Origin of the sequence: Pedobacter albus (genome assembly GCF_036324255.1) — a bacterium.
In the GTDB taxonomy this organism is placed as follows: domain Bacteria; phylum Bacteroidota; class Bacteroidia; order Sphingobacteriales; family Sphingobacteriaceae; genus Pedobacter; species Pedobacter albus.
The window spans coordinates 520,380-544,594 of record NZ_JAZDQT010000002.1; the positions used below are offsets into that span (position 1 = coordinate 520,380).

Annotated in this window: 16 protein-coding genes; 12 read left to right on the forward strand and 4 right to left on the reverse strand. The window is 44.8% G+C overall.

The features are described from left to right. Window positions 1-3: 3 nt before the first annotated feature. A complete protein-coding gene (locus VRU48_RS12090; protein ID WP_330108170.1) occupies window positions 4-597 on the reverse strand; it encodes a TMEM175 family protein in 594 nt (197 codons plus the stop codon). Window positions 598-924: 327 nt separating this feature from the next. On the opposite strand from VRU48_RS12090, the gene VRU48_RS12095 reads away from it, so the two are divergent. From VRU48_RS12095 to VRU48_RS12135, 9 genes are all read left to right on the forward strand, one after another. Beyond that, window positions 925-1,566, forward strand: coding sequence for a TetR/AcrR family transcriptional regulator (locus VRU48_RS12095; RefSeq protein ID WP_330108171.1), 642 nt, complete (start codon window positions 925-927; stop codon window positions 1,564-1,566). Window positions 1,567-1,598: 32 nt separating this feature from the next. Beyond that, the gene (locus tag VRU48_RS12100) at window positions 1,599-2,939 is read left to right on the forward strand and encodes a TolC family protein (protein WP_330108172.1); all 1,341 of its coding nucleotides are present in this window, start codon (window positions 1,599-1,601) and stop codon (window positions 2,937-2,939) included. 5 nt (window positions 2,940-2,944) lie between these two features. Further along, window positions 2,945-4,012 (forward strand): efflux RND transporter periplasmic adaptor subunit, encoded by a 1,068-nt coding sequence (locus tag VRU48_RS12105; RefSeq protein ID WP_330108173.1) that lies wholly within the window; start codon window positions 2,945-2,947, stop codon window positions 4,010-4,012. A 59-nt stretch (window positions 4,013-4,071) separates the two neighbouring features. After that, the gene (locus VRU48_RS12110) at window positions 4,072-7,260 is read left to right on the forward strand and encodes an efflux RND transporter permease subunit (protein WP_330108174.1); all 3,189 of its coding nucleotides are present in this window, start codon (window positions 4,072-4,074) and stop codon (window positions 7,258-7,260) included. Window positions 7,261-7,878: 618 nt separating this feature from the next. Continuing rightward, on the forward strand, window positions 7,879-8,499 hold the full coding sequence (locus VRU48_RS12115; RefSeq protein WP_330108175.1) for a TetR/AcrR family transcriptional regulator: 621 nt from the start codon (window positions 7,879-7,881) through the stop codon (window positions 8,497-8,499). A gap of 5 nt (window positions 8,500-8,504) precedes the next feature. Then, window positions 8,505-9,851 (forward strand): TolC family protein, encoded by a 1,347-nt coding sequence (locus tag VRU48_RS12120; protein ID WP_330108176.1) that lies wholly within the window; start codon window positions 8,505-8,507, stop codon window positions 9,849-9,851. Between the two features lie 21 nt (window positions 9,852-9,872). After that, on the forward strand, window positions 9,873-10,958 hold the full coding sequence (locus tag VRU48_RS12125; RefSeq protein ID WP_330108177.1) for an efflux RND transporter periplasmic adaptor subunit: 1,086 nt from the start codon (window positions 9,873-9,875) through the stop codon (window positions 10,956-10,958). 199 nt (window positions 10,959-11,157) lie between these two features. Then, window positions 11,158-14,613, forward strand: a complete 3,456-nt coding sequence (locus VRU48_RS12130; protein ID WP_330108178.1) for an efflux RND transporter permease subunit — start codon at window positions 11,158-11,160, stop codon at window positions 14,611-14,613. Window positions 14,614-14,743: 130 nt separating this feature from the next. After that, the gene (locus tag VRU48_RS12135; protein ID WP_330108179.1) at window positions 14,744-15,133 is read left to right on the forward strand and encodes a VOC family protein; all 390 of its coding nucleotides are present in this window, start codon (window positions 14,744-14,746) and stop codon (window positions 15,131-15,133) included. Window positions 15,134-15,227: 94 nt separating this feature from the next. On the opposite strand, the gene VRU48_RS12140 is transcribed toward VRU48_RS12135, so the two are convergent. From VRU48_RS12140 to lpdA, 3 genes are all read right to left on the reverse strand, one after another. Further along, a complete protein-coding gene (locus VRU48_RS12140; protein ID WP_330108180.1) occupies window positions 15,228-16,415 on the reverse strand; it encodes an MFS transporter in 1,188 nt (395 codons plus the stop codon). Window positions 16,416-16,532: 117 nt separating this feature from the next. After that, complete coding sequence (locus VRU48_RS12145) at window positions 16,533-18,056, reverse strand: choice-of-anchor I family protein (RefSeq protein WP_330108181.1); 1,524 nt, start codon at window positions 18,054-18,056, stop codon at window positions 16,533-16,535. Between the two features lie 228 nt (window positions 18,057-18,284). Next, window positions 18,285-19,691, reverse strand: coding sequence for a dihydrolipoyl dehydrogenase (gene lpdA, locus VRU48_RS12150; RefSeq protein WP_330108182.1), 1,407 nt, complete (start codon window positions 19,689-19,691; stop codon window positions 18,285-18,287). Window positions 19,692-20,034: 343 nt separating this feature from the next. Between lpdA and VRU48_RS12155 the strand changes: the two genes are divergently transcribed. From VRU48_RS12155 to VRU48_RS12165, 3 genes are all read left to right on the forward strand, one after another. After that, complete coding sequence (locus tag VRU48_RS12155) at window positions 20,035-20,259, forward strand: DUF4287 domain-containing protein (RefSeq protein WP_330108183.1); 225 nt, start codon at window positions 20,035-20,037, stop codon at window positions 20,257-20,259. A gap of 203 nt (window positions 20,260-20,462) precedes the next feature. Next, entirely contained in the window at window positions 20,463-22,337 is a 1,875-nt protein-coding gene (locus VRU48_RS12160; RefSeq protein WP_330108184.1) for a CocE/NonD family hydrolase, read from the forward strand. A 3-nt stretch (window positions 22,338-22,340) separates the two neighbouring features. After that, window positions 22,341-24,212, forward strand: coding sequence for a CocE/NonD family hydrolase (locus VRU48_RS12165; RefSeq protein WP_330108185.1), 1,872 nt, complete (start codon window positions 22,341-22,343; stop codon window positions 24,210-24,212). Window positions 24,213-24,215 lie beyond the last annotated feature (3 nt).

Genomic DNA, 24,215 nt, shown 5'->3' on the forward strand with positions numbered 1-24,215 from the left:
GCGTTAAGCCTCGTCTTCTACATCGTGTAGCACATTTTCGATCCTGCGATCTGGAATAAGCCAAATCAGCGCAACGAGCACGAAAAGTCCGCCAGAAATCCAGGTCGAAACATAAGCCAGCGGAATGGCTAAAATATAGCAGGCTGTAGAGAGCTTGCCTTTCAAATCGCTGCCTACGGCTTTGGCCAACAACGATTCGTTGCCATGATGCTTCACCAGTATAGACATCAATATAAAGTAGGCGATAGAATTCATCAACAAAACCCCTCCATAAATGGCAACTGGTGCAGGTGCGAAATGGTTTTCGCCCATCCATGCGGTAGCAAAGGGAATCATGCTGAGCCAGAAAAGCAGGTGCAGGTTGGCCCAAAGTACCGAGCCGTTTACCCGGTTTACAGCCGTAAACATGTGATGATGGTTATTCCAATAAATACCCACATAAATAAAACTGAGTACATAACTTAAAAAAACGGGCAACAAAGGCATCAGGTCTTTCAGCTCGTTTTTCTCGTGGGGCACCTTGAGTTCTAACACCATAATGGTAATGATAATGGCAATTACGCCATCGCTAAACGCTTCTATTCTTCCTTTTTTCATCTCGATTGTTTGTAATTCGAAGATAGGAAAAGTTAGGCATTCAGTTTCCAATTTTCAATGCCCAGTTTTCAGTTGGCAGTTGGCAGTTTGTAATGAACTAATGACTAATGAACAATTGAACCAATGAACGAACAAACCTTGCGTTCACCTGTCCAAATCCTCCGTTCACCGAAAAAAGCTAGACCAGCGTTTGGTAATTGCCTTTTTTTGCATCATGGAATTAAATACAGACTTGACCCTCATCGAGGAAATAAAAATTTTAATAAGGAAACTTTGGAATTAAAAAAAGTTTCCATAGTTTTGCGCCATTATTTTGAAAGGTGAAAGTTGGAAGTTAGAGAATACATCATTGCAGAAGCAGACAAGCTTTTTTGCCAGTTCGGTTTTAAAAGCGTAACCATGGACGATATTGCCAAACATTTGGGCATGTCTAAAAAAACGATCTATCGCCATTTTAGCGATAAGGACGAATTGGTAACCATTTTAATCAGCGAGAAGATCAGCACGCAGGACTGCATGGCAAAAGACACGGCCGAAAATTCGGAAAATGCTATTGACGAAATCTTTTTCGCCATTAACAGCACCAATGAAATGCTGGCCAATATGAACCCGAAGCTTTTCTACGACCTGCAAAAATACCATCCCAAAGCTTGGATGATATTTAGGGAGTTTAAGGAAAAGACCCTGCGCGAAACGATTTACAGAAACTTGGAGCGTGGCATCAAAGAAGGGCTCTACCGCGACGATATCAATACCGATATCCTCACGCAGCTGCGCCTTGACCAAGTTGACCTTATTTTTAGTCAGCACGACCAATACACCATGAACAAGTACAACCTTGCCCAGATTATGGTAGAGCTTACCGAACATTTTTTATACGGCGTATGCTCTTTAACTGGCCTGGGACATATTTATGCCAGTAAGCTTAAGCTCAAAACGGAGGCTCCGGCAACAACCGCTAAAATTTAAATTCATTAAACCCAAAATAAAACAATTATAACATGCTTAGAATAAAAAAGGCGAAACTCATCCTACTCCTGCTTGCAGGCGCAGTTTTGCCACAATTGGTAAGCGCGCAGCAGCAACTTACCCTAAAGGATGCCTTAACTTTTGCTTTGCAGAACAACAGCAACATGCGCAAGGCACGATTGGATATTGAAGGCGGACGCTACAAGGTGGAAGAAGTAAGAGCACAGGCCTTGCCACAGCTTACGGGTACTGCCGGCTTAACCTACAACCCTATTATCGGACAACAGGTTGTTGATTTTGGTGGCCAGTTGCAAACCCTTAAATTCGGACAAAAATGGAACTCTTCTGCAGGTGTTCAGCTCTCGCAACAGCTGTTTAACCAACAGGTTTTTACGGGCTTGCAGGCGGCAAAATCGAGCGAGGAATATTACAACCTAACCGCTCAATTAACCGAAGAACAACTGATCGAATTGGTAGCCAACAACTACTATCAGGTATTGGTAACCAGGCAACAACTAGAGGTAATCGACAATAACATCAAAAACGTGAAGGTAGTCGAAAACATCGTGAATGTTCAGTATAAAAACGGTTTGGCCAAGAAAATCGACGTAGATCGTATCAAGGTAAACCTCACCAACCTCAACACCCAAAGAGAACAGGTGGTTAACGGTATTACCCAGTTAGAAAACCAGTTAAAGTACGCGATGGGTATGCCAGTAGCTACGGCAATTGTATTGCCTACCACCGAACTTACCCAAGTTAGCACCCTGCCACAGCTGGCAGATGCGGTAGACTTGTCTAACCGTACAGAAATTAAGCTTTTGGACAATCAGGATAAACTTTTGTCTTTGCAAAGAAAGGCTTATGTATCGGAATACTATCCAACCTTGGCATTAACAGGCAACTATACCTATTCTAGCCAGAGCAAAAGTTTCGACTTTTTAAGCTCGAGCAGTTCGGCCATTGGTTTTGGTTCTTCGGCGGTGGGATTAACGTTAAGGGTGCCTATCTTTAATGGCTTCCTAACCCGTTCTAAAATCCGTCAGGCCGATGTAGCCATCAAAAAGGCCAAAGAAGACAGGACCAACACTACCAACGCCTTGAATATGGCTTACGAAAATGCCAAAATCCAATTGCGCGACAACTTGAGCACCATCAATGCCCAACGCAAAAATGCCGAGTTGGCCCAAGAAATCTACAAAAGCACACAAAACAACTATAACAACGGACTGGCTTCGCTAACCGATTTGCTGGAAACAGAAAACTCGTTAACCCAGGCCCAAAACAGCTATACACAGGCATTGTTAAACTATAAAATTGCCGAAATACAATTAATCAAATCAAACGGAAATATTAAATCGCTAGTCCAATAACAGAAATGAAAAGAGTAATAATCATAATCGTTGTCATTGCTGCTGCCCTTGCGGCAATAGCCCTGGTTCTTAAGAACAACAAAAAGAAGAACGACGCCAAAACTGCCTTCATTGCCGAAGGTGGCGGTGCGGTAGCTGTTCGTGTGGCAACCGTAGAAAAAAAGGTGGTAGACCTTGATTTTAATGCAAACGGAAACTTTGCTGCCAACCAAGAACTGAACTTCCTTTCTGAAAACGCTGGTCGCGTAAGCGCCATTTACGTCAAAGAAGGCGATCGCGTAAGCAAAGGACAGGTTTTGGCCCGCGTCGATGCCGAAATTATCAATACCGACAGGGAAACAGCCGAAGCGGCTTATCAAAATGCGTTGAAAGACGAAGCCAGGTACCAAAGCTCGTATCAAACCGGTGGCGTAACCCAACAACAGCTTGACCAAGCCAAATTGGCCACCAGAAATGCACAGTTGCGTTTGCAGGCTTCGAAAAGAAGACTGAACGATGCCAGCATCAAATCGCCAATCAACGGTATCGTGAACAAAAAGTACATCGAAGTAGGTGCTTTTGTAACCGCTCAAGGTACGCAGTTGTTCGAATTGGTTGACGTTTCGAAACTCAAACTGAAAGTAAATGTAAACGAAGCACAAGTGGCCAATCTTAAATTAGGCGACCGCATCGATATCAAATCAAACATCTTCCCTACCGAGAAATTCAGTGGCAAGATTACCTTCATCGCGCCTAAAGCCGATGCAACTTTAAACTTCCCAATCGAAATCGAAGTGGCCAACAACACCAAAAACAGCTTAAAGGCAGGCATGTACGGCACAGCCGTTTTCAACTTCCCGCAACAAGCGCCTAGCATCCTTATTCCGCGCACCTCATTTGTGGGCAGCGTAAGCAGCAACCAGGTTTTTGTGTTAGACAAAGCCAGCAATACCGCCAAAGTACGCAATGTAGTAAGCGGCAGGATTTTGGGAGATAACGTGGAGATTTTGGATGGCTTGGCTGCAGGCGAAACCGTAATTACCAGCGGACAAATCAACTTGGCCGACGGCACTGCGGTAAGCATTGTTAAATAGGCTAAAAATTGCATTTACAACTCGCCTGCGCCACTAAACGTATGCATTATTAAAACAAAATGAAGATTACAGACATATCCATAAAAAGGCCCTCGCTGGTAATCGTGGTTTTTACCGCGCTTACCCTACTGGGGCTATTGAGCTACTTTTCGTTGGGCTATGAGCTATTGCCAAAATTCTCCAACAACGTAGTATCTATTTCTACCATCTACCCCGGCGCTTCGCCAAACGAGGTAGAAAATACCGTAACCAAGAAAATCGAGGATGCGGTATCATCGATGGAGAACATCAAAAAAATAAACGCGGTATCATTCGAAAGCTTGTCGACGGTAACCATTACCCTAACCGACAAGGCCAATATAGACGTGGCCCTGAACGATGCCCAGCGTAAGGTAAACGCCATCCTGGCCAATTTGCCGGAAGACGTAAAAACGCCTTCGCTAAGCAAGTTCTCGCTCGACGATTTACCGGTAATCACCATGTCTGCCTCGGCCAACATGGACGACATTACCTTTTACGATTTGATCGACAAACGTATTGCCCCGGTAATTTCGAGGGTAAACGGTATTGCCCAAGTAAACCTGATTGGGGGTTCTGAGCGCGAAATACAAGTAGCCCTAGATGCCAACAAACTGCAGGGTTATGGCCTTTCGGTGCCTCAGGTGCAACAGATGATTTTATCGTCGAACCTCGATTTCCCTACCGGAAGCGTAAAAACGCAGAACCAAGATGTATTGATCCGTTTATCGGGTAAATACCAAAGCATTGACGAAATGCGCAACTTGGTATTAACCACTACCAAAAACGGCACGCAAATCCGCTTAGGCGATGTTGCCGACGTGCAGGATGCCCAAAAAGAAACCGAGAAACTGGCCCGTATCAACCGTAAAGGCGCTATCGCGATCCAGATCATCAAACAAAGCGATGCCAACGCGGTAGAAGTAAGTAAAGGCGTGCATGCCATTATCGAAAAGCTGAAAACCGAATACAAAGCCGATAACCTCGATATCAAGATTGTAAACGACAGTTCGATCTTTACCCTCGAATCGGCCGATGCGGTAATCCACGATTTGATGTTGGCCGTAGTGTTGGTGGCTTTTGTGATGCTTTTCTTCTTGCATAGCATCAGGAACGCGGTTATCGTGATGGTGTCTATTCCGGCCTCTTTAATCGCTACGTTTATCGGCATCAGCCTCTTTGGCTTTACCCTAAACTTGATGTCGTTGCTGGGTCTATCCCTCGTGGTAGGTATTTTGGTGGATGATGCCATTGTGGTATTGGAAAATATCCAGCGCCACATGGAAATGGGCAAAAACAAAGTAAGGGCAGCTTCAGATGCCACAAGGGAAATCGGCTTTACGGTAGTTTCCATTACGTTCGTAATCGTGGTGGTGTTCTTCCCTATTGCCGTAAGTACCGGCTTGGTGTCGAACATTTTGCGCCAGTTCTGTATCGTGGTTATTATCGCCACTTTGCTTTCGTTGGTGGCCTCGTTTACCATTGTGCCTTTGCTTTTCTCAAGGTTTGGTAAATTGGAGCGTATCGAAGGCAAAAATATGTTCGGCCGTTTCATTTTATGGTTCGAAAAACAGCTTAAAAAATTCACGCATTGGGTTACGTCTATCCTAACCTGGTCGCTAAACCATAAACGACGCACCATTTTTGCGGTAATTGCCCTGTTTTTTGGCGCCATGTATTTAGCCGGAGCCGGATTTATCGGAAGCGAGTTCTTCCCTAAATCAGATAAGGGCGAGTTCTTGGTACAGATCGAATTGCCAAAAGACGCCTCGCTGGAGCAAACCAACTTCTATACCCAAAGAGCTGAAGCTTTCTTGCAGAAACAGCCAGAAATTACGCAGCTCATTACAACTGTTGGCCAATCAAGTGGCGATTTCGGTGGTACGCAAGCAACGGCCTACAAATCGGAAATCAACGTTAAATTGGTTGAACGCGACCAGCGCAAAGGTGTATCATCAGATATTTTTGCGACCAAAATGAGCCGTGCCCTGGCTAAAGAATTGGTGGGTGCCAAAGTAAAAACCGTTCCGATCAGTATTTTGGGTATCGCCGAAAACGCGCCTATCCAGCTGGTGGTAATGGGCTCTGATTTGGATAGTGCCTTGAAATATGCCGAAGGTGCCCAAAAAGTACTGGCAGGTATTCCGGGTGCTACCGAGATCAAATTATCGGTAGAAAAAGGAACGCCAGAAATCAATGTCAAGGTAGACCGCGATAAAATGTCGGCCCTGGGCCTAACCCTACAAACCGTGGGTGGAACCATGCAGACCGCATTTAGTGGCAATACCGATGGCAAGTTCAGAAAAGGCGAATATGAGTACGACATCAACATCCAATACCAGGATTTTAACCGCAAAAGCGTAGATGACGTACGTAACCTGATTTTTGTAAACGGCGCCGGACAGCAAATCAAACTTTCGCAGTTTGCTACCATTACCGAAGGATCTGGACCAAGTCAGCTGGAGCGTTTAAACAAATCGACTTCGGTATCGGTAAAAGCCCAATCTATTGGTAGACCTACCGGAACCGTGGTAGCCGATTTCCAAAAGAAACTGGAAGAGTTGCAGAAAAACGGCAAGCTGAAAGCACCGGTTGGCGTGAGCTATACCTGGGCTGGCGACCAGGAAAACCAAGCCGAGGGCTTTGGTACCTTAGGTATTGCTTTATTGGCCTCGGTTATTTTGGTATACCTGATTATGGTGGCACTTTACGATAGCTTTATCTATCCGTTGGTGGTAATGTTCTCGCTGCCGCTGGCCTTTATCGGTGCCTTCCTGGCCCTGGCCTTAACCAACAACTCCATCGGTATCTTTACCATTTTAGGTTTGATCATGCTGATGGGTTTGGTAGCGAAAAACGCCATTATCTTGGTCGATTTTACCAACCACATGAAAGCCGAAGGCAAATCGACCATCGAAGCCTTGGTGCTGGCCAACCACGCCCGTTTAAGACCGATTTTGATGACCACCATCGCCATGATTTTCGGTATGCTTCCTATTGCATTGGCCAGTGGTGCCGGTGCCGAATGGAAAAACGGTTTGGCCTGGGTTATTGTGGGCGGTCTAACCAGTTCGCTCTTCTTAACCCTGATTGTGGTACCGGTAGTTTACCTGATCTTCGACATGATGTTGGATAAACTGGGCTTTAACAAAAAAGGCAAATCTATTGATGAGCTGATGGTAGAGCCTTACGACCATAAAGACGTACACGAGTACGACCTGGATCATTAATACACTCCCCAAATTATATACTTTTAGTTTTGAAAGGAGCCGAGAATTCGGCTCCTTTTTTATGTACTAAGCGCTCAAGGCTCACGTTAGCGTTCCTCACCAACGCATTTAATACCACCGCTTGTTGATAAAGAATACCAACAAAGACAGACTTTTAATTCCTAGCTAAGTTGCTTATCGTTAATCCCAATCGCCTACGTTGGTGTTCCTCACCAACGGATTTAATACCAACAAGGACAGACTTTAATTCCTGGCTCAGTTGCTTATCGTTAATCCCAATCGCCTACGTTGGTGTTCTTCACCAACGGATTAACGCATTAGTCAGCATACCAAAACACCGCTCACGTTGGTGTTCCTCACCAACGGATTAACGCATTAGTCAGCACACCAAAACAATAACTTTCCTACCCACGCCCTACTCCTTACCTCCATTCACCTACCCAAAACCGCCGTTTGCCGACAATGCCATATTTAATTATCGACTAATAACTTCTTTTGTGCTGTATAAAGGCGGAGAACGGGAACTAATCTGGAGATAAAATGTTTTTTCATGGAAACTTTTAGTTTAAAAAAAGTTTCCATAGTTTTGATTATGTAATTTTCAAGAAAGGGTACAGATTGGAAATCAAAGAATACATAATTAAGGAAGCCGATAAACTTTTTTGCCAATTTGGCTTTAAAAGCGTAACCATGGACGATATTGCCAAGCATTTGGGCATGTCCAAAAAAACCATTTATCAACATTTTAGCGATAAGGACGAGCTGGTGAATATTCTGATCAGCGAAAAAATAGGCACGCAGGACTGCGTGGTTAAAGACGGAGCCAAAAATTCGGAAAATGCGGTTCACGAAATATTTTTCGCCATGAGCAATATCAACGAACTCTTGTCGAACATGAACCCCAAGCTCTTTTACGACCTGCAAAAGTATCACCCCAAAGCTTGGCTGATATTCAGGCGGTTTAAGGAAAAAACGTTGACCATGGCCATAGCCAATAATTTAGAACGTGGCGTGGAAGAAGGCTTGTACCGGAGCGAAATTAACGTAGACATTATTACACAGATGCGCCTGGCACAAATAGACCTGCTTTTTAACCAACATGATAACTACACCATGAACAAATACAGTTTGGCCCAAGTGATGATTGCCATAACCGAGCACTACCTTTTTGGCGTATGTAGTCCAAAGGGACTAGAACTTATCAGCCGTTACCAACAAAAAAAACCTACACAAGCATAAATTATATGAAACCACAACTTTACATTTTACTTTTTTGTCTGAGTTGGATCATCCCAGCCCAAGCCCAGCAAAAAGATACCACGGCAAGTTTCAGTCTGCAGGAGGCCATCTCCTTTGCATTAACCCATCAGGTTGATGTAAAGAATGCCAAAATAGACGAACAAATTGCTTCAAATACCGTTAAAAAGACCTTCGGCATTGGTTTGCCCCAAGTAAGTGCAAGTGCCGATTTTAACGATTTCCTTAAAGTGGCCACTAGCTTGGTACCCGCCATCTTTTTTGACAAGGATGCTGCTCCCGGCACTTTTATTCCGGTACAGTTTGGCGTAAAGTACAACTCTACGGCAGGCATTAACGCCAGTCAGCTGCTTTTTGACGGTACTTACCTAGTAGGGTTAAGAGCATCGAAAACCTATAAGGAATTGAGCACCAAAAACAGTGCACGAACCCGAATTGAAACCGCCGTTGCAGTTACCAAAGCCTATTATTCTGTTTTAGTAAGCGGCGAACAATTAACCTTGCTGGATGCCAACATCGCCAGTTTAAAAAAGTCGCTAAACGATACCGAAGCCATGTTCAAGAATGGCTTTGCCGAAAAAATCGATGCAGACAGGCTAAGCGTACTTTACAACAATGCGCAAACCGAAAGGGAAAACGTAGTGAGAATGCTGGCTTTAAACCTTAACCTGCTGAAATTCCAGATGGGATTAACCGTAAACAGCAACCTAACGCTCAAAGATAAAATCGGCGAGATCAATGTAGATCAAACACCTGTTTTAAGCGACAGTAGCGCCTATCACAAAAGAATTGAATATTCGATCCTACAAACGCAACTCAAGCTGAACGAGCTGGATGTAAAAAGGTACAAAAGCGCATTCCTGCCTAGCTTATCGGCATTCGGCAGTTATTCGTTGAGTTTCCAAAACGACAGGTTTGCTGATTTGTACGACAAGAACTTTCCCACTTCGGTCATCGGCCTTAAGCTTTCTATCCCGATTATTTCTGGCGGACAAAAACTTTACGACGTGAGAAATGCAAAACTGGAAGTGCTTAAAACCCAGAACAACATCAACAACCTGGCGAACTCGATCAACCTGGAAGTTTCGCAGGCACAAACCAATTTCTTGAATGGCCAGAAATCGCTTCAAAACCAGAAAAGAAACATGGCGCTGGCTCAAGAGGTGTTGCGCGTTACCAAAATCAAGTACGAACAAGGCGTAGGCACCAACCTGGAGGTAACCACCGCCGAAACTTCGCTCAAAGAAGCCCAAAACAATTATATCAATGCTTTATACGATATGCTCATCAACAAGGTAAATCTGGATAAGGCCTTAGGAAACATCAATTATTAAACCTTACAAAACCATCACATAATGAAAAGAGTATTATTCATTTCAGTCCTTGCTATTTTGGCCGCTTGTTCTAAGCCAAAAGACAAAAAAGCAGAACTAGCCGAGCTCAAGCAAAAACGCGCCGAGCTTGACGGCCAAATTGCCAAATTGGAAAAAGAAGTGGGTGGCAAAGATTCGTTGGCCACCAAAGACGTAACAGTTTACGACGTTAAATCAGCTCCTTTTAACAACTACATAGAAATACAGGGCAAAGTTGATGCCGAGCAAAACGTAGAGGTAAATCCCGAAATGCAGGGCATTGTAACTGCCGTTTATGTTAAAATTGGCCAAACCGTAAGCAAAGGCCAGGTATTGGCCCAAATAGACGACAACGTATTGCGCCAAAACATAGCCCAACTGCAAACACAGCTAGACTTGGCCAACAATTTGTACAATCGCCAAAAAAATCTTTGGGACCAAAAAATCGGCACCGAAGTGCAATACCTCAACGCGAAAAGCCAAAAAGAGGGCCTAGAACGCCAAATGAATGTATTGCGTACCCAACAGGGCCAATTTAAAATCAAGTCGCCTATTTCGGGAAGCGTAGAACAGATGGACTTGAAAGTAGGTCAGGCCGCCGCGCCGGGCATGCAGGCCATCAGAATTGTCAATGCCAACACCTTAAAAGCCAAGGCTCAGGTGGCCGAAGCTTATCTGGGCAAAATTGGCCAAGGCGATAACGTAAGGGTAATCTTTCCCGATTTGCAAGACAGCTTAACCACCAAGGTATCGTTTGCCTCTAAAGTGGTCGACCAGGCTTCGCGCAGCTTCAACATCGAAGTTAACCTGCCATCGAACAAAAAATACCGCGCCAATATGATTTCGGTGTTAAAGGTGGTCGACTATTCGAATCCCAATGCCATTATTGTTCCGGTTAACGCCATCCAAAATGCCGAAAACGGAAAATATGTAATGGCTGTAGTTAACGGAAAAGCGCAACGCACCAACATCAATATCGGACGTACCATCGATGGCAAAACCGAAGTTTTATCGGGCCTAAAAGCTGGCGACAAAATCGTGGTTACCGGCGTGGAGGACCTGAACGAAGGCGATCCGGTTAAATATTAATGAGTGAATGAAAGAATGATTCAAGGAATGAATTAGAGAATATGTGGACATACCACAACATTCGATCATTCAAAACCCTATCATTCAAAATTAAACCTTGAACAAATGAAAGAATGATTCAAGAAGTGAATGAATTAGTGGACGCAACACAACATTCAATCATTCAAAACTCAGTCATTCAAAATTAAACCCTGAACAAATGAAAGACGTTAACAAAGAGTTTAAGCCGTCGAGTTGGGCCATCGATAATAAAACGGCAATCTATATCATCACCATCATGATTACGATTGCGGGTTTGTTCGCCTATAACTCTACGCCCAAAGAGAATTTTCCGGAGGTTATCATCCCGAAAATCTTTATACAAACCACCTATCCTGGTACTTCGCCAGAGAACATGGAAACCTTGGTGACCAAGCAATTGGAAAAAGAAATCAAGGGCACACAGGGCCTGAAGAAAATCACTTCCAATTCTTACCAGGATTTCTCCATCATCACAGCCGAATTTGGTACGGATGTGGACATCAAAGATGCCAAGCAACGCGTAAAAGATGCAGTTGACAAGGCCAAACCAGATTTGCCAAGCGACTTGCCCGACGATCCGGTGGTGCAAGACGTAAACTTGTCTGATTTGCCGATCATGTACCTGAACATTTCGGGCAATTTCGATTTGAAGAAGCTGAAAGAATATGCCGACGATATCCAAGACCGTATTGAGGCCTTGCCAGAAATCTCGGGTGTTGATATTGTTGGGGCCTTGGATCCTGAAATCCAGATTACGGTTGACATGAACAAAATGGCGGCCGCACAAATTACTTTTACAGACATTGCCAATGTGGTAGGTGGCGAAAACGTGAATGCCTCGGGCGGTACTGTAAAAATGGATGGCCTGCGCCGTACGCTGAACATCAAAAAAGAGTTTAAAAACGCAGAGCAGATTGCCAATTTGGTGGTCAAAACACCAACGGGAGCCTCTGTTTATTTGAGAGATATTGCCGAAGTAAAGGATGCCTTTAAAGAGCAAAACAGTTACGCGCGCTTGTATGGCAAGAACGTAATTACGCTGAACGTGAAGAAACGTTCGGGCCAAAACCTGATTGAGGCTTCTGATAAAATCAATCAGATTATTGCCGACATGAAGGCCCATTCCTTACCGAAAAGCTTGGAATTAAAAATTACCGGCGACCAATCTGACCAAACCCGTGTAACCTTGCACGACTTGATCAATACGATTATCATCGGCTTTATCCTGGTAACCATCATCCTCATGTTCTTTATGGGGGTAACCAATGCCTTGTTCGTGGCTTTATCGGTTCCGCTTTCCATGTTCATCGCCTTCCTGTCGATGCCGTTTTTGGGCGGCTTGTTTGGCTTCAGTTTTACCATGAACATGATCGTGCTCTTCTCTTTCCTACTGGGACTGGGCATTGTGGTAGATGATGCCATTGTGGTCATCGAAAACACCCACCGTATTTTCGACAATGGCAAGGTGCCCATTGTTAAGGCGGCCAAAACCGCGGCCGGCGAGGTTTTCGTGCCTGTATTTTCGGGTACCCTAACCACATTGGCTCCGTTCTTCCCCTTGCTGTTCTGGCCGGGAATTATTGGCAAGTTCATGTTCTTTTTACCGGTTACGCTCATTGTAACCCTGTTTGCCTCGCTGATTGTGGCTTACATCATCAATCCGGTATTCGCGGTTGATTTTATGGCGCATGATGACCATTCGGCCAATAAAAAACCACATTTTGATAAAAAAACCACAAAAAACCTCTTGATTATGGGCATTATTGCCCTGGTAGGTTATGTGATCAACATCGGCTTGGGCAATTTCGTCGTTTTCTTGGCGCTGTTGTACCTGTTGAACCATTTCTTCTTAACCAATGCCGTTAAAACCTTTCAGAACAAGATTTGGCCTGGCTTCCAAAACCGATATGTTAAAGTATTGCATTGGGCAGTTGAGCACCCTAAAAAATTGATTTGGGGTACTTTCGGCTTGTTCTTTTTAACGCTATTTGTTTTTGTTACCCTGGTAGGCACTGGCCGACAAAAAATCATCTTCTTCCCTTCGGCCGATCCTAACTTTGTGTATGTATACGTGGGCATGCCTGTAGGTACCGACCAAGCTTATACGAATGAAGTGGTGCGAAACGTGGAACAGAAAGTAACCAAGGTTTTGACCAAGAACGGAAAAATAGATCCGGTAGTAACTTCTATCATTTCGAACGTAACCGTAGGTGTAACCGATCCGCAGGACGAAGACCAAGGCGAATACCCGAACAAAGGAAAAGTTACCGTGGCTTTTGTCGAGTTTGGCAAGCGTAACGGCGTAAATACGGCTACTTACCTCGACAAAATAAGGGAAGCCGTTAAGGGTATTCCTGGCGCCCAAATATCGGTTGCCCAAGAACAGGGCGGCCCGCCAACAGCGAAGCCAATCAGTATCGAAATTACCGGCGACAACCTCGATTCGATTGTAAATACTTCAGAAAGATTGAAAAAATACCTGGTCAACAAGCAGATTGCGGGCGTAGAGGAATTGAGATCAGATTTCCAAAACAACAAGCCTGAGGTAATTTTTGACATCGACCGGGAAAGAGCTAATCGTGAAGGCATTTACACTGGCCAAATTGCGCTTGACTTGCGTGCGGCTTTGTATGGACGTGAAATCTCCAAATTTAGAGATGAAAAAGAGGATTACGAAATCAACGTGCGTGCCAAAGACGACCAGAAAAACAACCTCGAGGTGCTCCGCAACATGAAAATGACCTATCGTGACATGGCCATGGGCGGACAAATCAGGCAAGTGCCGATTTCTTCTTTCACCAATATCGACTATGTCAACACCTACGGTGGCATTAAGCGCAAGCAACAAAAAAGGATCATCATCCTCTCATCAAACGTGTTGAGCGATGCCAACCCTAACCAAGTGGTAGCCAACGTAACCCAAGAGGTGGCTCAATTTAAGGCGCCAAGGGGCGTTGAAATCAGAATGGCCGGCGACCAAGAGGAACAGGCCGAAACCATGGGCTTCTTGTTAAAAGCGTTTTTAATTGCCATTGGCACCATTTTGATCATTTTGGTAACCCAATTCAACTCCATCAGCAAGCCGATCATCATCTTGGTTGAGGTGTTGTTCAGTTTGATTGGCGTACTGGGTGGCTGTATCCTCTTCAACATGCCGTTTTCGGTTATGATGTCGATGTTGGGTATTGTGGCCCTGATTGGTATCGTAGTGAGGAATGGTATCTTGCTGGTAGAATTTACCGAGCTGATGGTGAGCCAAGGCATGAGCGTAAAAGATGCCGTAATCGAAGCGGGCCGTACCCGTATGACCCCGGTATTGTTAACGGCAACCGCAACCATGTTGGGCTTAATTCCGTTGGCCGTGGGCTTAAACATCGACTTTGTGAAGCTGTTTACCGAACTGAACCCGCACATTTATTTCGGTGGAGATAACGTAGCTTTCTGGGGACCATTATCGTGGACCATGATTTTCGGTCTGAGCTTCGCTACTTTCCTAACCCTTATTTTGGTTCCTTGTATGTATATCGTGATGGATAAAAACTCGAGGGCCATTAAAGGCTGGTTCAAGAAAAAACCGGCGGCAGTTGCCAACCCTTCGGCAACTGATGAGGCCAACGATGTAACTGTACACTAAAAACCCCATTAAATAACAATTAAGCCCTTTAGTCTGAAAAGATTAAAGGGCTTTTCAATTTAGTTTAACCATTTCATAAAACTGGCTAAACAAGAACTTTAGTATATTAGTATAACCAAAAATCACAAATATGAACTACAAAAGCGCAATTAGCTGGTTCGAAATACCAGCTTCAGACTTAGACAGGGCAACCCGATTTTACGAAACCATTATGGGTGTCCAATTAATCGTGATGGATATGGAAGGCATGAAAATGCGTCTGTTTCCGGTAGCGGATATGATGAACGATATTGGTGGCGCTATTGTTGACCGTGGCGATTTTTACAGCATCTCTTCCACAGCCGGTGTACTGATCTACCTTAACGGAAATCCAGACGTACAACAGGTATTGGACAAAGTGGAAGCAGCTGGTGGCAAAATTGTTGTTCCGAAAACAGAAATTAGTCCGGAATATGGCTTTATGGCGGTAATTATTGATACCGAAGGCAATAGAATTGGCCTGCACAGCGTACCTGCATAGACCTAAAATACACTTCCGAAGTTTGAATGCAAGCACACTTACGAAGTTTGAACGCAAGCACACCTCCGAAGTTTTTAAAACTTCGTAAGTGTTGCTATCGAATAGCCTTTACCTTGGCTACAATCAGGCTGATGCAGATACCAAAACACCCAATCACGGCATAAGAATACCTTAAACTCGAAAGTGCCGAAATATAGCCAATTAGCGGAGGCCCCATCAGAAAGCCAAAATAGCTTACGCCCGAAACCATGGCCAAGGCAATGCCAGGCGCTACTTTGGTATTGTTACCGGCAATACTGTAAACCATGGGCACAATGCCCGACACGCCAACACCTACCATCATAAAGCCAATGGTAGCCGGAATAAGATAGGGGAAAACAACTGACAGCAACATGCCGCTTGAAATCACAACCCCACTTACCTGCAGCAGTCTTTTCCGTCCGTAGGCCGCAATCACCTTATCGCCCAAGAAACGGCCCGTAGCCATCATGATCATAAAAGAGGTATAGCCCAAAATAACCAAAGCGTGTGGCGCCTTTACAATTTCCTTAAAATAAACACCGCTCCAATCGAACATAGCCCCTTCTGTAGCCATGCTGCAAAAGCCTATAATGCCCAATTGTATCAATACGCCCTGCGGTCGGGTAAATAATTTTGGTTTTTCCTGCTGCACAGGCTTTTTGGCTTCTAGCAGATACCTATAGTTGATGCCGATGTGTACAAAGGCCAAAAGAGCGATGATGCAGAAATGCAAATAGGGCGAAGCATGCAGGCTGGTCATGAGCAGGCCCACCAAAGCCCCCGAAAAGCCACCTACGCTCCAAGCGCCGTGAAAAGAAGTCATGATAGGCTTGCCATAATAGCTTTCTCCGGCTACACCTTGTGTATTTAAGGCAATATTGCAGAGGTTTCCGGTAATGCCGAACATGAACAGAAACAAGGCCAACTGCCAGCCCGTATTGGCCAAAGCCAGATTGGTTAGGGCCAGGGCATACAAAGGCGCTCCAATGGTAAGCATGCGCTTGCTGCCAAAAATGGTTGTTAAACGACCCGACACGGGCATGGTAAGCAACTGGCCCAAGGGCAATGCCAACAAAATACTGCCCAACTGCGCATCAGAAAGCTGCAAAGCCGATTTAAGATCAGGAATGCGACTGGCCCAGGAGGCAAAGCAAAGGCCTTGGCCAAAATAGAAAAGCGAAACCGCCAATCGCACTTTTTTCTTGCTGTAAGGATGAACTATTGCATCTGAGGCGAGGATGGGCTCGGCGCTTTCTGACATTCTTGAATTTTTTGGGGTGGAATAGAAATGCAAATTTCCTCAAATTAGCCGAGAAAAGCACAAAAAAAGCCGGCAAATCTACCGGCTTTTGATTTTGAAATGACTTTAGCCATTGGGCTATAATTTATCTGGCTGAAAGAATTTAACCGTTCCATCATCTTCATTCGACACAATCAGCAAGCTCCTGCCATTAGGGCTATCTTTTGGCTTTACAAACAGGATGCCTTCTGGCGCATCGCCGGTTGAGAACAGCTGCACAAATTTAGGCGCTGCCGGATTGCCGATATCATAAATGGCAATTTGGTCTACCCTCTCCATACCGATAAAAGCCAAGGTCTGTCCGTTTACCTGCGCTACGGTTACCCCTTCAACCTCTACTCCTTTATTGTCCGAACGGTCGTCGTCGTATTTGCCTGCATCAATTACGCGTTGCTCCAAATCTTTGCCAATGTTGGCTACCAATTGTCCGGTTGAAGCATTGATAATGCTCAGGCTTCTGCCACCGGTGGCATACAACTCGTCGTAATCGCCATCGCCGTCCGTATCGCCAAAGAACTTGCTTACGGTTAAACGGCCCAAATTGGCATCTTGTTTCAGTAGCGAAGCGGTTGGAAATTTTGTTGGATCGAGGGTCAGATCTTTTACTCTTGCTTCTTCGTTAAAGGCGCTGTAGGCACGGGTATCGCCTTCGTTAGCCAAGGCCAAATAGCCGGTGTTGTTTGCCGTGAAATAAGCAATGGCATCTGGCAGGTAAAACGCTTTGATTGGCCAGTTTTTCAGTTCCTTTTTACCGTCTTTATCGCTTACATCAAAAGGGTTTTCGGCCAGGCTGATATCTCTGGTACCCAAAGGCATAATTTTGGTAATGGCACCTGCAACGATATCGATTTCGGCTACGCCATTGTTCTCTTGCAGGGTTACGTAGGCCTTTTTGCTATCGGCTGCTACCGTAATGTATTCTGGTTCGATGTCTTTGGCAAAGGAAGCATTCAATCCATAAATCCTGAAGCCATTGGCCACCAAAGTTGCCTTTTGGCTTTCGAAGCCCGAGAAATCCATGGTTTTAACCGAATAGTTGTCTTTGACGTTGATGATAGAAATCGAACCCACCGGATCAACGGTATAGGTATCGTTTGGCTCGCCTTCGTTGGCCGTTAAAATGTAATTGCCATCGGGACTAAAAGTTACCATATCGGGCATGGCGCCCACGGTAATCTTTTTCACTTCTTCCAAGGTTGATGTTTTGATAATCACTACATCGCCATTGCCCTGCTTATCGGCTCCATCTAAAGCTACAGCTAACAAACCGTTGGAAACCGCGACGCTGTTGATGCCTGCATTATTGGGAAAAGTAAGGGTTTTGACTTTGCTTACCGTAGGATAGGCGCTTAAATCGACCACTTCTACCTTGGTGCCACCATCGTTGCTTACCACGAATAGTTTTTTGGTACTTGGATCGTAGGCTGAGATTTCGGCTGCAGTGGCACCGCCCAAATCAATAGAGGCAATTTCCTTAAAAGTTGCCGGGTTTTCTGCAACAAAGGGCTCCGGAATGGGTTCGTCGGTTTTTTTGTCTTTTTTACAAGACGCCAATGCCATGGCCGCAATTAACAATGCGTTAAATAATTTTCTTGAGTTCATGTCTTATCTGTTTTACGGCAAAAATATTTAGCCTACCAGACAGAAATGTTCAACACTCATTATCATTGTGTTAACAAATTATCAATTCGTTAAAAACAAAAAATATAAGCGGTCTGTGGGCCACAGACCGTGGAGTCGAGAGTCGAAAACAAAAAGTCCCATAGTAAAATACTACGGGACTTTGAAAAAATATCTTCGGACTCCTGACGTAGGACTTCCGACTCGAGACTAAATATGGATCGCTCTGTTAGCGGTAGCTGCCAAAGCGGCTTCTTTCAAGGCTTCGGTATAAGTTGGGTGCGCATGGCAAATCCTGGCGATGTCTTCGGCCGAGGCACGGAACTCCATCGCTACTACAGCTTCGGCAATCATGTCGGCCGCACGCGGACCAATCATGTGTACGCCCAAAACTTCGTCGGTTGCCTCATCGGCCAATACTTTGATAAAGCCATCGGTATCCATGCTCGCTTTGGCCCTGCCACTTGCTTTGAAAGGGAATGAACCGGTTTTGTATTTTACGCCTTGTTCTTTCAGTTGTTCTTCGGTATAACCTACTGAAGCTACCTCTGGCCAAGTGTAAACCACCCCAGGAATTAAGTTATAGTTGATGTGCGGTTTTTGTCCGGCAATGGTTTCAGCTACGTAAATACCTTCATCTTCGGCTTTGTGGGCCAACATGGCACCTTTAATCACATCGCCAATGGCATAAACGCCTTTCACCGAAGTTTCCAAATGTTCGTTTACCGGAATTTTTTTGCCTCTTTCTTCAACGGTAATGCCAATTTTATCCAAGCCTAAGCCTTCGCTGTAAGCGGTACGGCCAACGGCAACAATGCAATAATCGGCTTCCAATTTAATGGCTTCGCCTTTCGGGTTATCGGCAGTTACAGTAACGGTTTTGCCTTTGGTAGTGGCACCGGTTACTTTGTGGCCCATATAGAACTCCATGCCCAAGGTTTTCTTGAGTACGCGTTGCAGTTCTTTGCCCAAACCGGCATCCATGGTGCTGATGATAGATGGCATAAACTCAACCACAGAAACTTTTGTTCCCAAGCGTGCATACACCGATCCCAGTTCCAAACCAATTACACCACCCCCAATTACGACCATGCTTTTGGGCACTTCTTTAATGTTCAAAGCTTCGGTTGAAGTAATGATGCGTTTTTTGTCGATAGGCAAAAATGGCAATGCTGTTGGCTTAGAGCCAGTAGCAATAATTACGTTTTTGGCACTTAGGGTTTCGGTAGTTCCATCGGCTTTGGTTACCAAAATTGTGTTTTTATCTACAAAAGAGCCTACGCCTTCAAAGGCATCGATTTTGTTCTTTTTGAATAGGTAGGTAATACCGGCAGTGTTTTGCAAAACCACATCGTCTTTGCGGGCAATCATCTGCTTCATGTCTACCTTTAAATCTTTAAGGTTAATGCCATGCGTAGTAAACGTATGTGCTGCATTGTGGTAATGCTCAGAAGAATCCAATAAGGCCTTTGATGGAATACAGCCCACATTGAGGCAGGTACCGCCATAAGTTTTATATTTTTCAACTACGGCCGTTTTTAAGCCTAATTGTGCACAACGGATGGCACCTACATAACCGCCCGGTCCCGAGCCAATAACAACTACATCGTATTGCATAGTAAAGATCTTTTTTTGTGAAGCAAAGTTAAGGAATAGGTTTGAATGTTTGGGGCTTGATTTTTCGAATGTTACACGCTCGTGGCTCATTGGTTCATTGGTTCATTGGTTCATTGGTTCATTGGTTCATTGGTTCATTGGTTCATTGGTTCATTATGGAATTGTTGAATGTGATAGGGTTTAATTGTTAAATTGCTTAATGGTACATTGCAAACTATAAACTGCCCACTGCAAACTGGCAACTGTAAACCGCAAACCGGCAATTCCACCCCAAATTTGTCAGGAATGCCCCTCGTTAAAGCAGGCAATTCTTTTCAACTTTGTTTAACCAAAAACGAAAACAATGTCATTTCAAGCTTATTTAAACACCATCAAGGCACAAACGGGTAAAACCCCTGCCGATTTCAGGCAAATGGCCGAAACCAAAGGCTTCACCGTTAACGGCAAACTCCAAGTAAAAGCAACCGAAATCACCAATTGGCTCAAAGCAGATTTCGGCCTGGGACACGGCCACGCCATGGCCATTTATGCACTGCTCAAAGGAATCAAAGACGAGAACAGCCAATAAGTACACTTGCGAAGTTTAACTTTCTTTTACTTATTTCTTTTCAATGGCAAAGTTGAGGGCTACGCCGTTTTAAAACTTCGCAAGTGTATCCGTAGCTACTCCATGGACTATCGACCATGGACCAAAAGTGTAACTTCTTTAAATACTTAGGTTTTTGAAAGTGGCTTTTTTTATATTTATGGTTCATAACTAATTTCTTCATCATGAACCGCCTAAAACTGATTGTAGCCCTGCTGAGTTTTGCCCTGGCATCTGCTCAAGCTGTAGCCCAAAACACCTACGTTAAAGACAATTACACCAAAACCGATGCCTACATTACCATGCGCGACGGGGTAAAGCTCTTTACGTCTATCTATACGCCCAAAGATGCCTCGGCACAGAAAAAGTATCCCATCATGATGCAGCGTACCTGCTATAGCATTGCGCCCTATGGTGCCGACAAATATCCCAACCGTTTGGGCCCTTCGGCTACCATGATGAAAGAAGGCTACATTTTCGTATATCAAGACGTGCGTGGCCGTTACAAAAGCGAAGGCACTTTTACCAATATGACCCCGGTTATCGACAATAAAAAAGCCAAAACCGATGTTGATGAAGGCTCAGACACTTACGATACCATCGATTGGCTGATCAAAAACGTAACCAACAACAATGGCAACGTTGGCCAATGGGGCATTTCTTATCCTGGATTTTATACTGCAGCCGGAATTTTAAGTAACCACCCAGCCCTTAAGGCTTCTTCGCCACAGGCACCAATCTCCGATTTCTTCTTCGACGACTTTCACCACAACGGCGCTTTCCTGCAAGGCTATTTCTTTACCTTCCCGGTATTTGGCGTTCAGAAAAAAGATACCACCACTACGGCTTGGTACAACAACCAAATGATCGGAACAGGTACCAAAGACGGCTATCAATTTGGCTTGGATTTGGGCCCGCTAAGCAATGCCGACAAATATTACAAAGACAATTTCTTCTGGCAGGAAACGGTTAACCACCCTAGCTACGACGAGTTCTGGCAAAAAAGAGGCTTGTTGAAACATTACCAGCCTAACCTTAAAACTGCCGTAATGACGGTGGGCGGCTGGTTCGATGCCGAAGATCTTTCGGGACCGTTGAACATCTACAAAACCATCGAAAAGAAAAACCCAAATGCCTATAACACCATCGTAATGGGACCGTTCGGCCACGGACGCTGGTCGAGCGAAACCGGCCATACCATGCACAGCAACGTGTATTTTGGCGATAGTATTGCTACTTTTTACCAAAGAGAGATCGAATCGAAATTCTTCAGCCACTTCTTGAAAGGCAATGGCGACAAAAACTCGAACCTGCCCGAAGCCTACATGTTTGATACAGGCTTAAAACAATGGGATAAATTCGATAAATGGCCGGCCACCAATGCCACCAAACAAAAGCTGTTTTTGGGCGCCGATGGCAAACTGACTTTCTCGCAAGCCAAAACCGCTGGTTCTGTTTCTTATGTGAGTGACCCCATGAAACCTGTTCCATATACCGAAGACATCACCACCACTACCGGTTTTACGCCACACAACTACATGAGCGAAGACCAGCGTTTTGCAGGTCGCCGAACCGATGTACTGATTTTCCAAACCGATGTGTTGACCGAAGACATTACCTTGGGTGGCGAAATCATGTCGCACCTTAAAATTGCAACCACAGGCAGCGATGCCGATTTCTTTGTCAAACTCATCGACGTTTATCCGGCCGACGAGCCCAACAATCCTTACATGCCAAACAAAAACATCACCTTGAGCAATTATTGGCAAATGGTACGTTCCGAAATCATGCCAGCCCGTTTCCGCAACAGCTTCGAAAAACCAGAAGCCTTGGTATCGGGCAAAAAAACCGATGTCAATTTCCGTTTGCAAGACGTGTTGCACACCTTTAAAAAAGGCCACCGCATTATGATACAGGTACAAAGCACCGCTTTCCCTTTGTTTGCGCGCAATCCTCAAAAATTCGTAGCCAATCCGTACAAAGCCACACAGGCCGACTACATCAAGGCTACCCAAACCGTATTTAACGATAGTTTTATCGAAGTTGATGTGATCAAATAAACCATGAGAAACCTTAAATCATTCTTATTACTGGCCCTAAGCTGTTTTACTGTCGCCACTTGGGCACAAGAAACCGATTCGGCTTACGTACGCAACCATTACACCAAAATAGAGCGCCAAATTCCGATGCGCGATGGCGTGAAACTGTTTACGTCTATCTACATTCCGAAAGACCAAGGCAAGAAATATCCCTTTTTGCTCAACCGTACGCCCTATACCGTTGCCCCTTATGGCGAAGACAAGTACAAAACCAGCCTGGGCAATTTTCCCGCCATGATGCGCGAAGGTTTCATCTTCGTTTATCAGGATGTGCGCGGTCGTTGGATGAGCGAAGGAAATTTTGAAGACATCAGGCCCCAAACCAATAAAAAAGGCAAAAACGACATCGACGAAAGCACCGACACCTACGACACCATCGATTGGTTGGTTAAAAACATTGCCAATAACAACGGCAATGCCGGTATTTATGGCATCTCGTATCCGGGTTTCTACTCCACCACCTCCTTACCTAATGCACATCCGGCCCTAAAAGCAGTTTCGCCACAGGCACCGGTAACCGATTGGTTTATGGGCGATGATTTCCACCACCGAGGCGTACTGTTTTTGATGGATGCCTTTAGCTTTATGAGCAATTTCGGTGTGCCCCGCCCGAAACCCATTACACCCGACAAAGGCCCTAAAGGCTTTAAATTCCCCATCCAGGACAATTACCGTTTTTATCTGGAAGCCGGAAGCCTTAAAAACCTGAAGGAAAAATACTTTGCCGACAGCATCAAATTTTGGAATAACCTGTTCAAGCACCCCAACATCGATACTTTTTGGAAAGCCAGGCTCATTTTGCCACACCTAACCAATGTAAAACCTGCGGTCATGGTAGTAGGTGGCTTTTTTGATGCTGAAGATGCCTATGGTACTTTTGCAACTTACAAAGCCATCGAAAAACAAAATCCCGGTGCCAACAATATTTTGGTAGCGGGTCCATGGTTTCACGGTGGCTGGGTACGCAGCACAGGAAGCAGCTTTGGCGATATCCAGTTTGGCCAGCCAACCAGCACTTATTATCAAGAAAACTTTGAACTACCGTTCTTTAAATACTACCTCAAAAACGAAGGCAGTTTTAAGGGAGGCGAAGCCAATATTTTTGTAACCGGGAGCAACCAATGGAAAAAATTCGATACCTGGCCACCAGCTGCTACCGAAAGTCGAAACCTTTACCTGCATCCCAATGGCAAGCTCGCATTCGAAAAAGTTGGCCGTACCGATAGCTGGGATGAATACGTAAGCGACCCGAACAATCCCGTGCCTTACCAAGATGGCATACAGGCCAAGCGTACCCGCGAATACATGATAGACGACCAACGTTTTGCCGCCCGCAGGCCAGATGTAAAGACCTATCAAACCGATGTTTTAACAGAAGACATTACCGTTACCGGACCTGTTTTGACCAATTTGGTGGTTTCAACCACAGGAACCGATGCCGATTATGTAGTTAAACTGATCGACGTTTACCCGGAGGATGCGCCTAATCCAAGCCCAAATCCGCAAAACATCATCATGGGTGGCTACGAAATGCTGGTTAGAGGCGAAATTATGCGAGGCAAATACCGCAACAGCTTCGAAAAGCCAGAGCCTTTTGTGCCTGGAGCCATCACCAAAGTCAACTATCCATTGCCCGATGTAGCCCATACCTTTAAAAAAGGCCATCGCATCATGATCCAGATCCAAAACTCTTGGTTCCCATTGGCTGATAGAAATCCGCAACAATTTATGGATATTTACCAGGCCGAACCCAAAGATTTTAAAAAGGCAACGCATAAAATTTACCACGATACGTTTAACAGCTCGTTTATTACCCTTAATGTTTTAAAACCCTAACAA

What these genes read in the sequence shown, in the direction of transcription:
- VRU48_RS12120 (WP_330108176.1), top strand. Translation starts at nt 8,505, where the DNA reads ATGAAACCACAACTTTACATTTTACTTTTTTGTCTGAGTTGGATCATC.
- VRU48_RS12100 (WP_330108172.1), top strand. Translation starts at nt 1,599, where the DNA reads ATGCTTAGAATAAAAAAGGCGAAACTCATCCTACTCCTGCTTGCAGGC.
- VRU48_RS12135 (WP_330108179.1), top strand. Translation starts at nt 14,744, where the DNA reads ATGAACTACAAAAGCGCAATTAGCTGGTTCGAAATACCAGCTTCAGAC.
- VRU48_RS12105 (WP_330108173.1), top strand. Translation starts at nt 2,945, where the DNA reads ATGAAAAGAGTAATAATCATAATCGTTGTCATTGCTGCTGCCCTTGCG.
- VRU48_RS12165 (WP_330108185.1), top strand. Translation starts at nt 22,341, where the DNA reads ATGAGAAACCTTAAATCATTCTTATTACTGGCCCTAAGCTGTTTTACT.
- VRU48_RS12160 (WP_330108184.1), top strand. Translation starts at nt 20,463, where the DNA reads ATGAACCGCCTAAAACTGATTGTAGCCCTGCTGAGTTTTGCCCTGGCA.
- VRU48_RS12130 (WP_330108178.1), top strand. Translation starts at nt 11,158, where the DNA reads ATGAAAGACGTTAACAAAGAGTTTAAGCCGTCGAGTTGGGCCATCGAT.
- VRU48_RS12140 (WP_330108180.1), bottom strand. Translation starts at nt 16,415, where the DNA reads ATGTCAGAAAGCGCCGAGCCCATCCTCGCCTCAGATGCAATAGTTCAT.
- VRU48_RS12155 (WP_330108183.1), top strand. Translation starts at nt 20,035, where the DNA reads ATGTCATTTCAAGCTTATTTAAACACCATCAAGGCACAAACGGGTAAA.
- VRU48_RS12145 (WP_330108181.1), bottom strand. Translation starts at nt 18,056, where the DNA reads ATGAACTCAAGAAAATTATTTAACGCATTGTTAATTGCGGCCATGGCA.
- VRU48_RS12090 (WP_330108170.1), bottom strand. Translation starts at nt 597, where the DNA reads ATGAAAAAAGGAAGAATAGAAGCGTTTAGCGATGGCGTAATTGCCATT.
- lpdA (WP_330108182.1), bottom strand. Translation starts at nt 19,691, where the DNA reads ATGCAATACGATGTAGTTGTTATTGGCTCGGGACCGGGCGGTTATGTA.
- VRU48_RS12110 (WP_330108174.1), top strand. Translation starts at nt 4,072, where the DNA reads ATGAAGATTACAGACATATCCATAAAAAGGCCCTCGCTGGTAATCGTG.
- VRU48_RS12125 (WP_330108177.1), top strand. Translation starts at nt 9,873, where the DNA reads ATGAAAAGAGTATTATTCATTTCAGTCCTTGCTATTTTGGCCGCTTGT.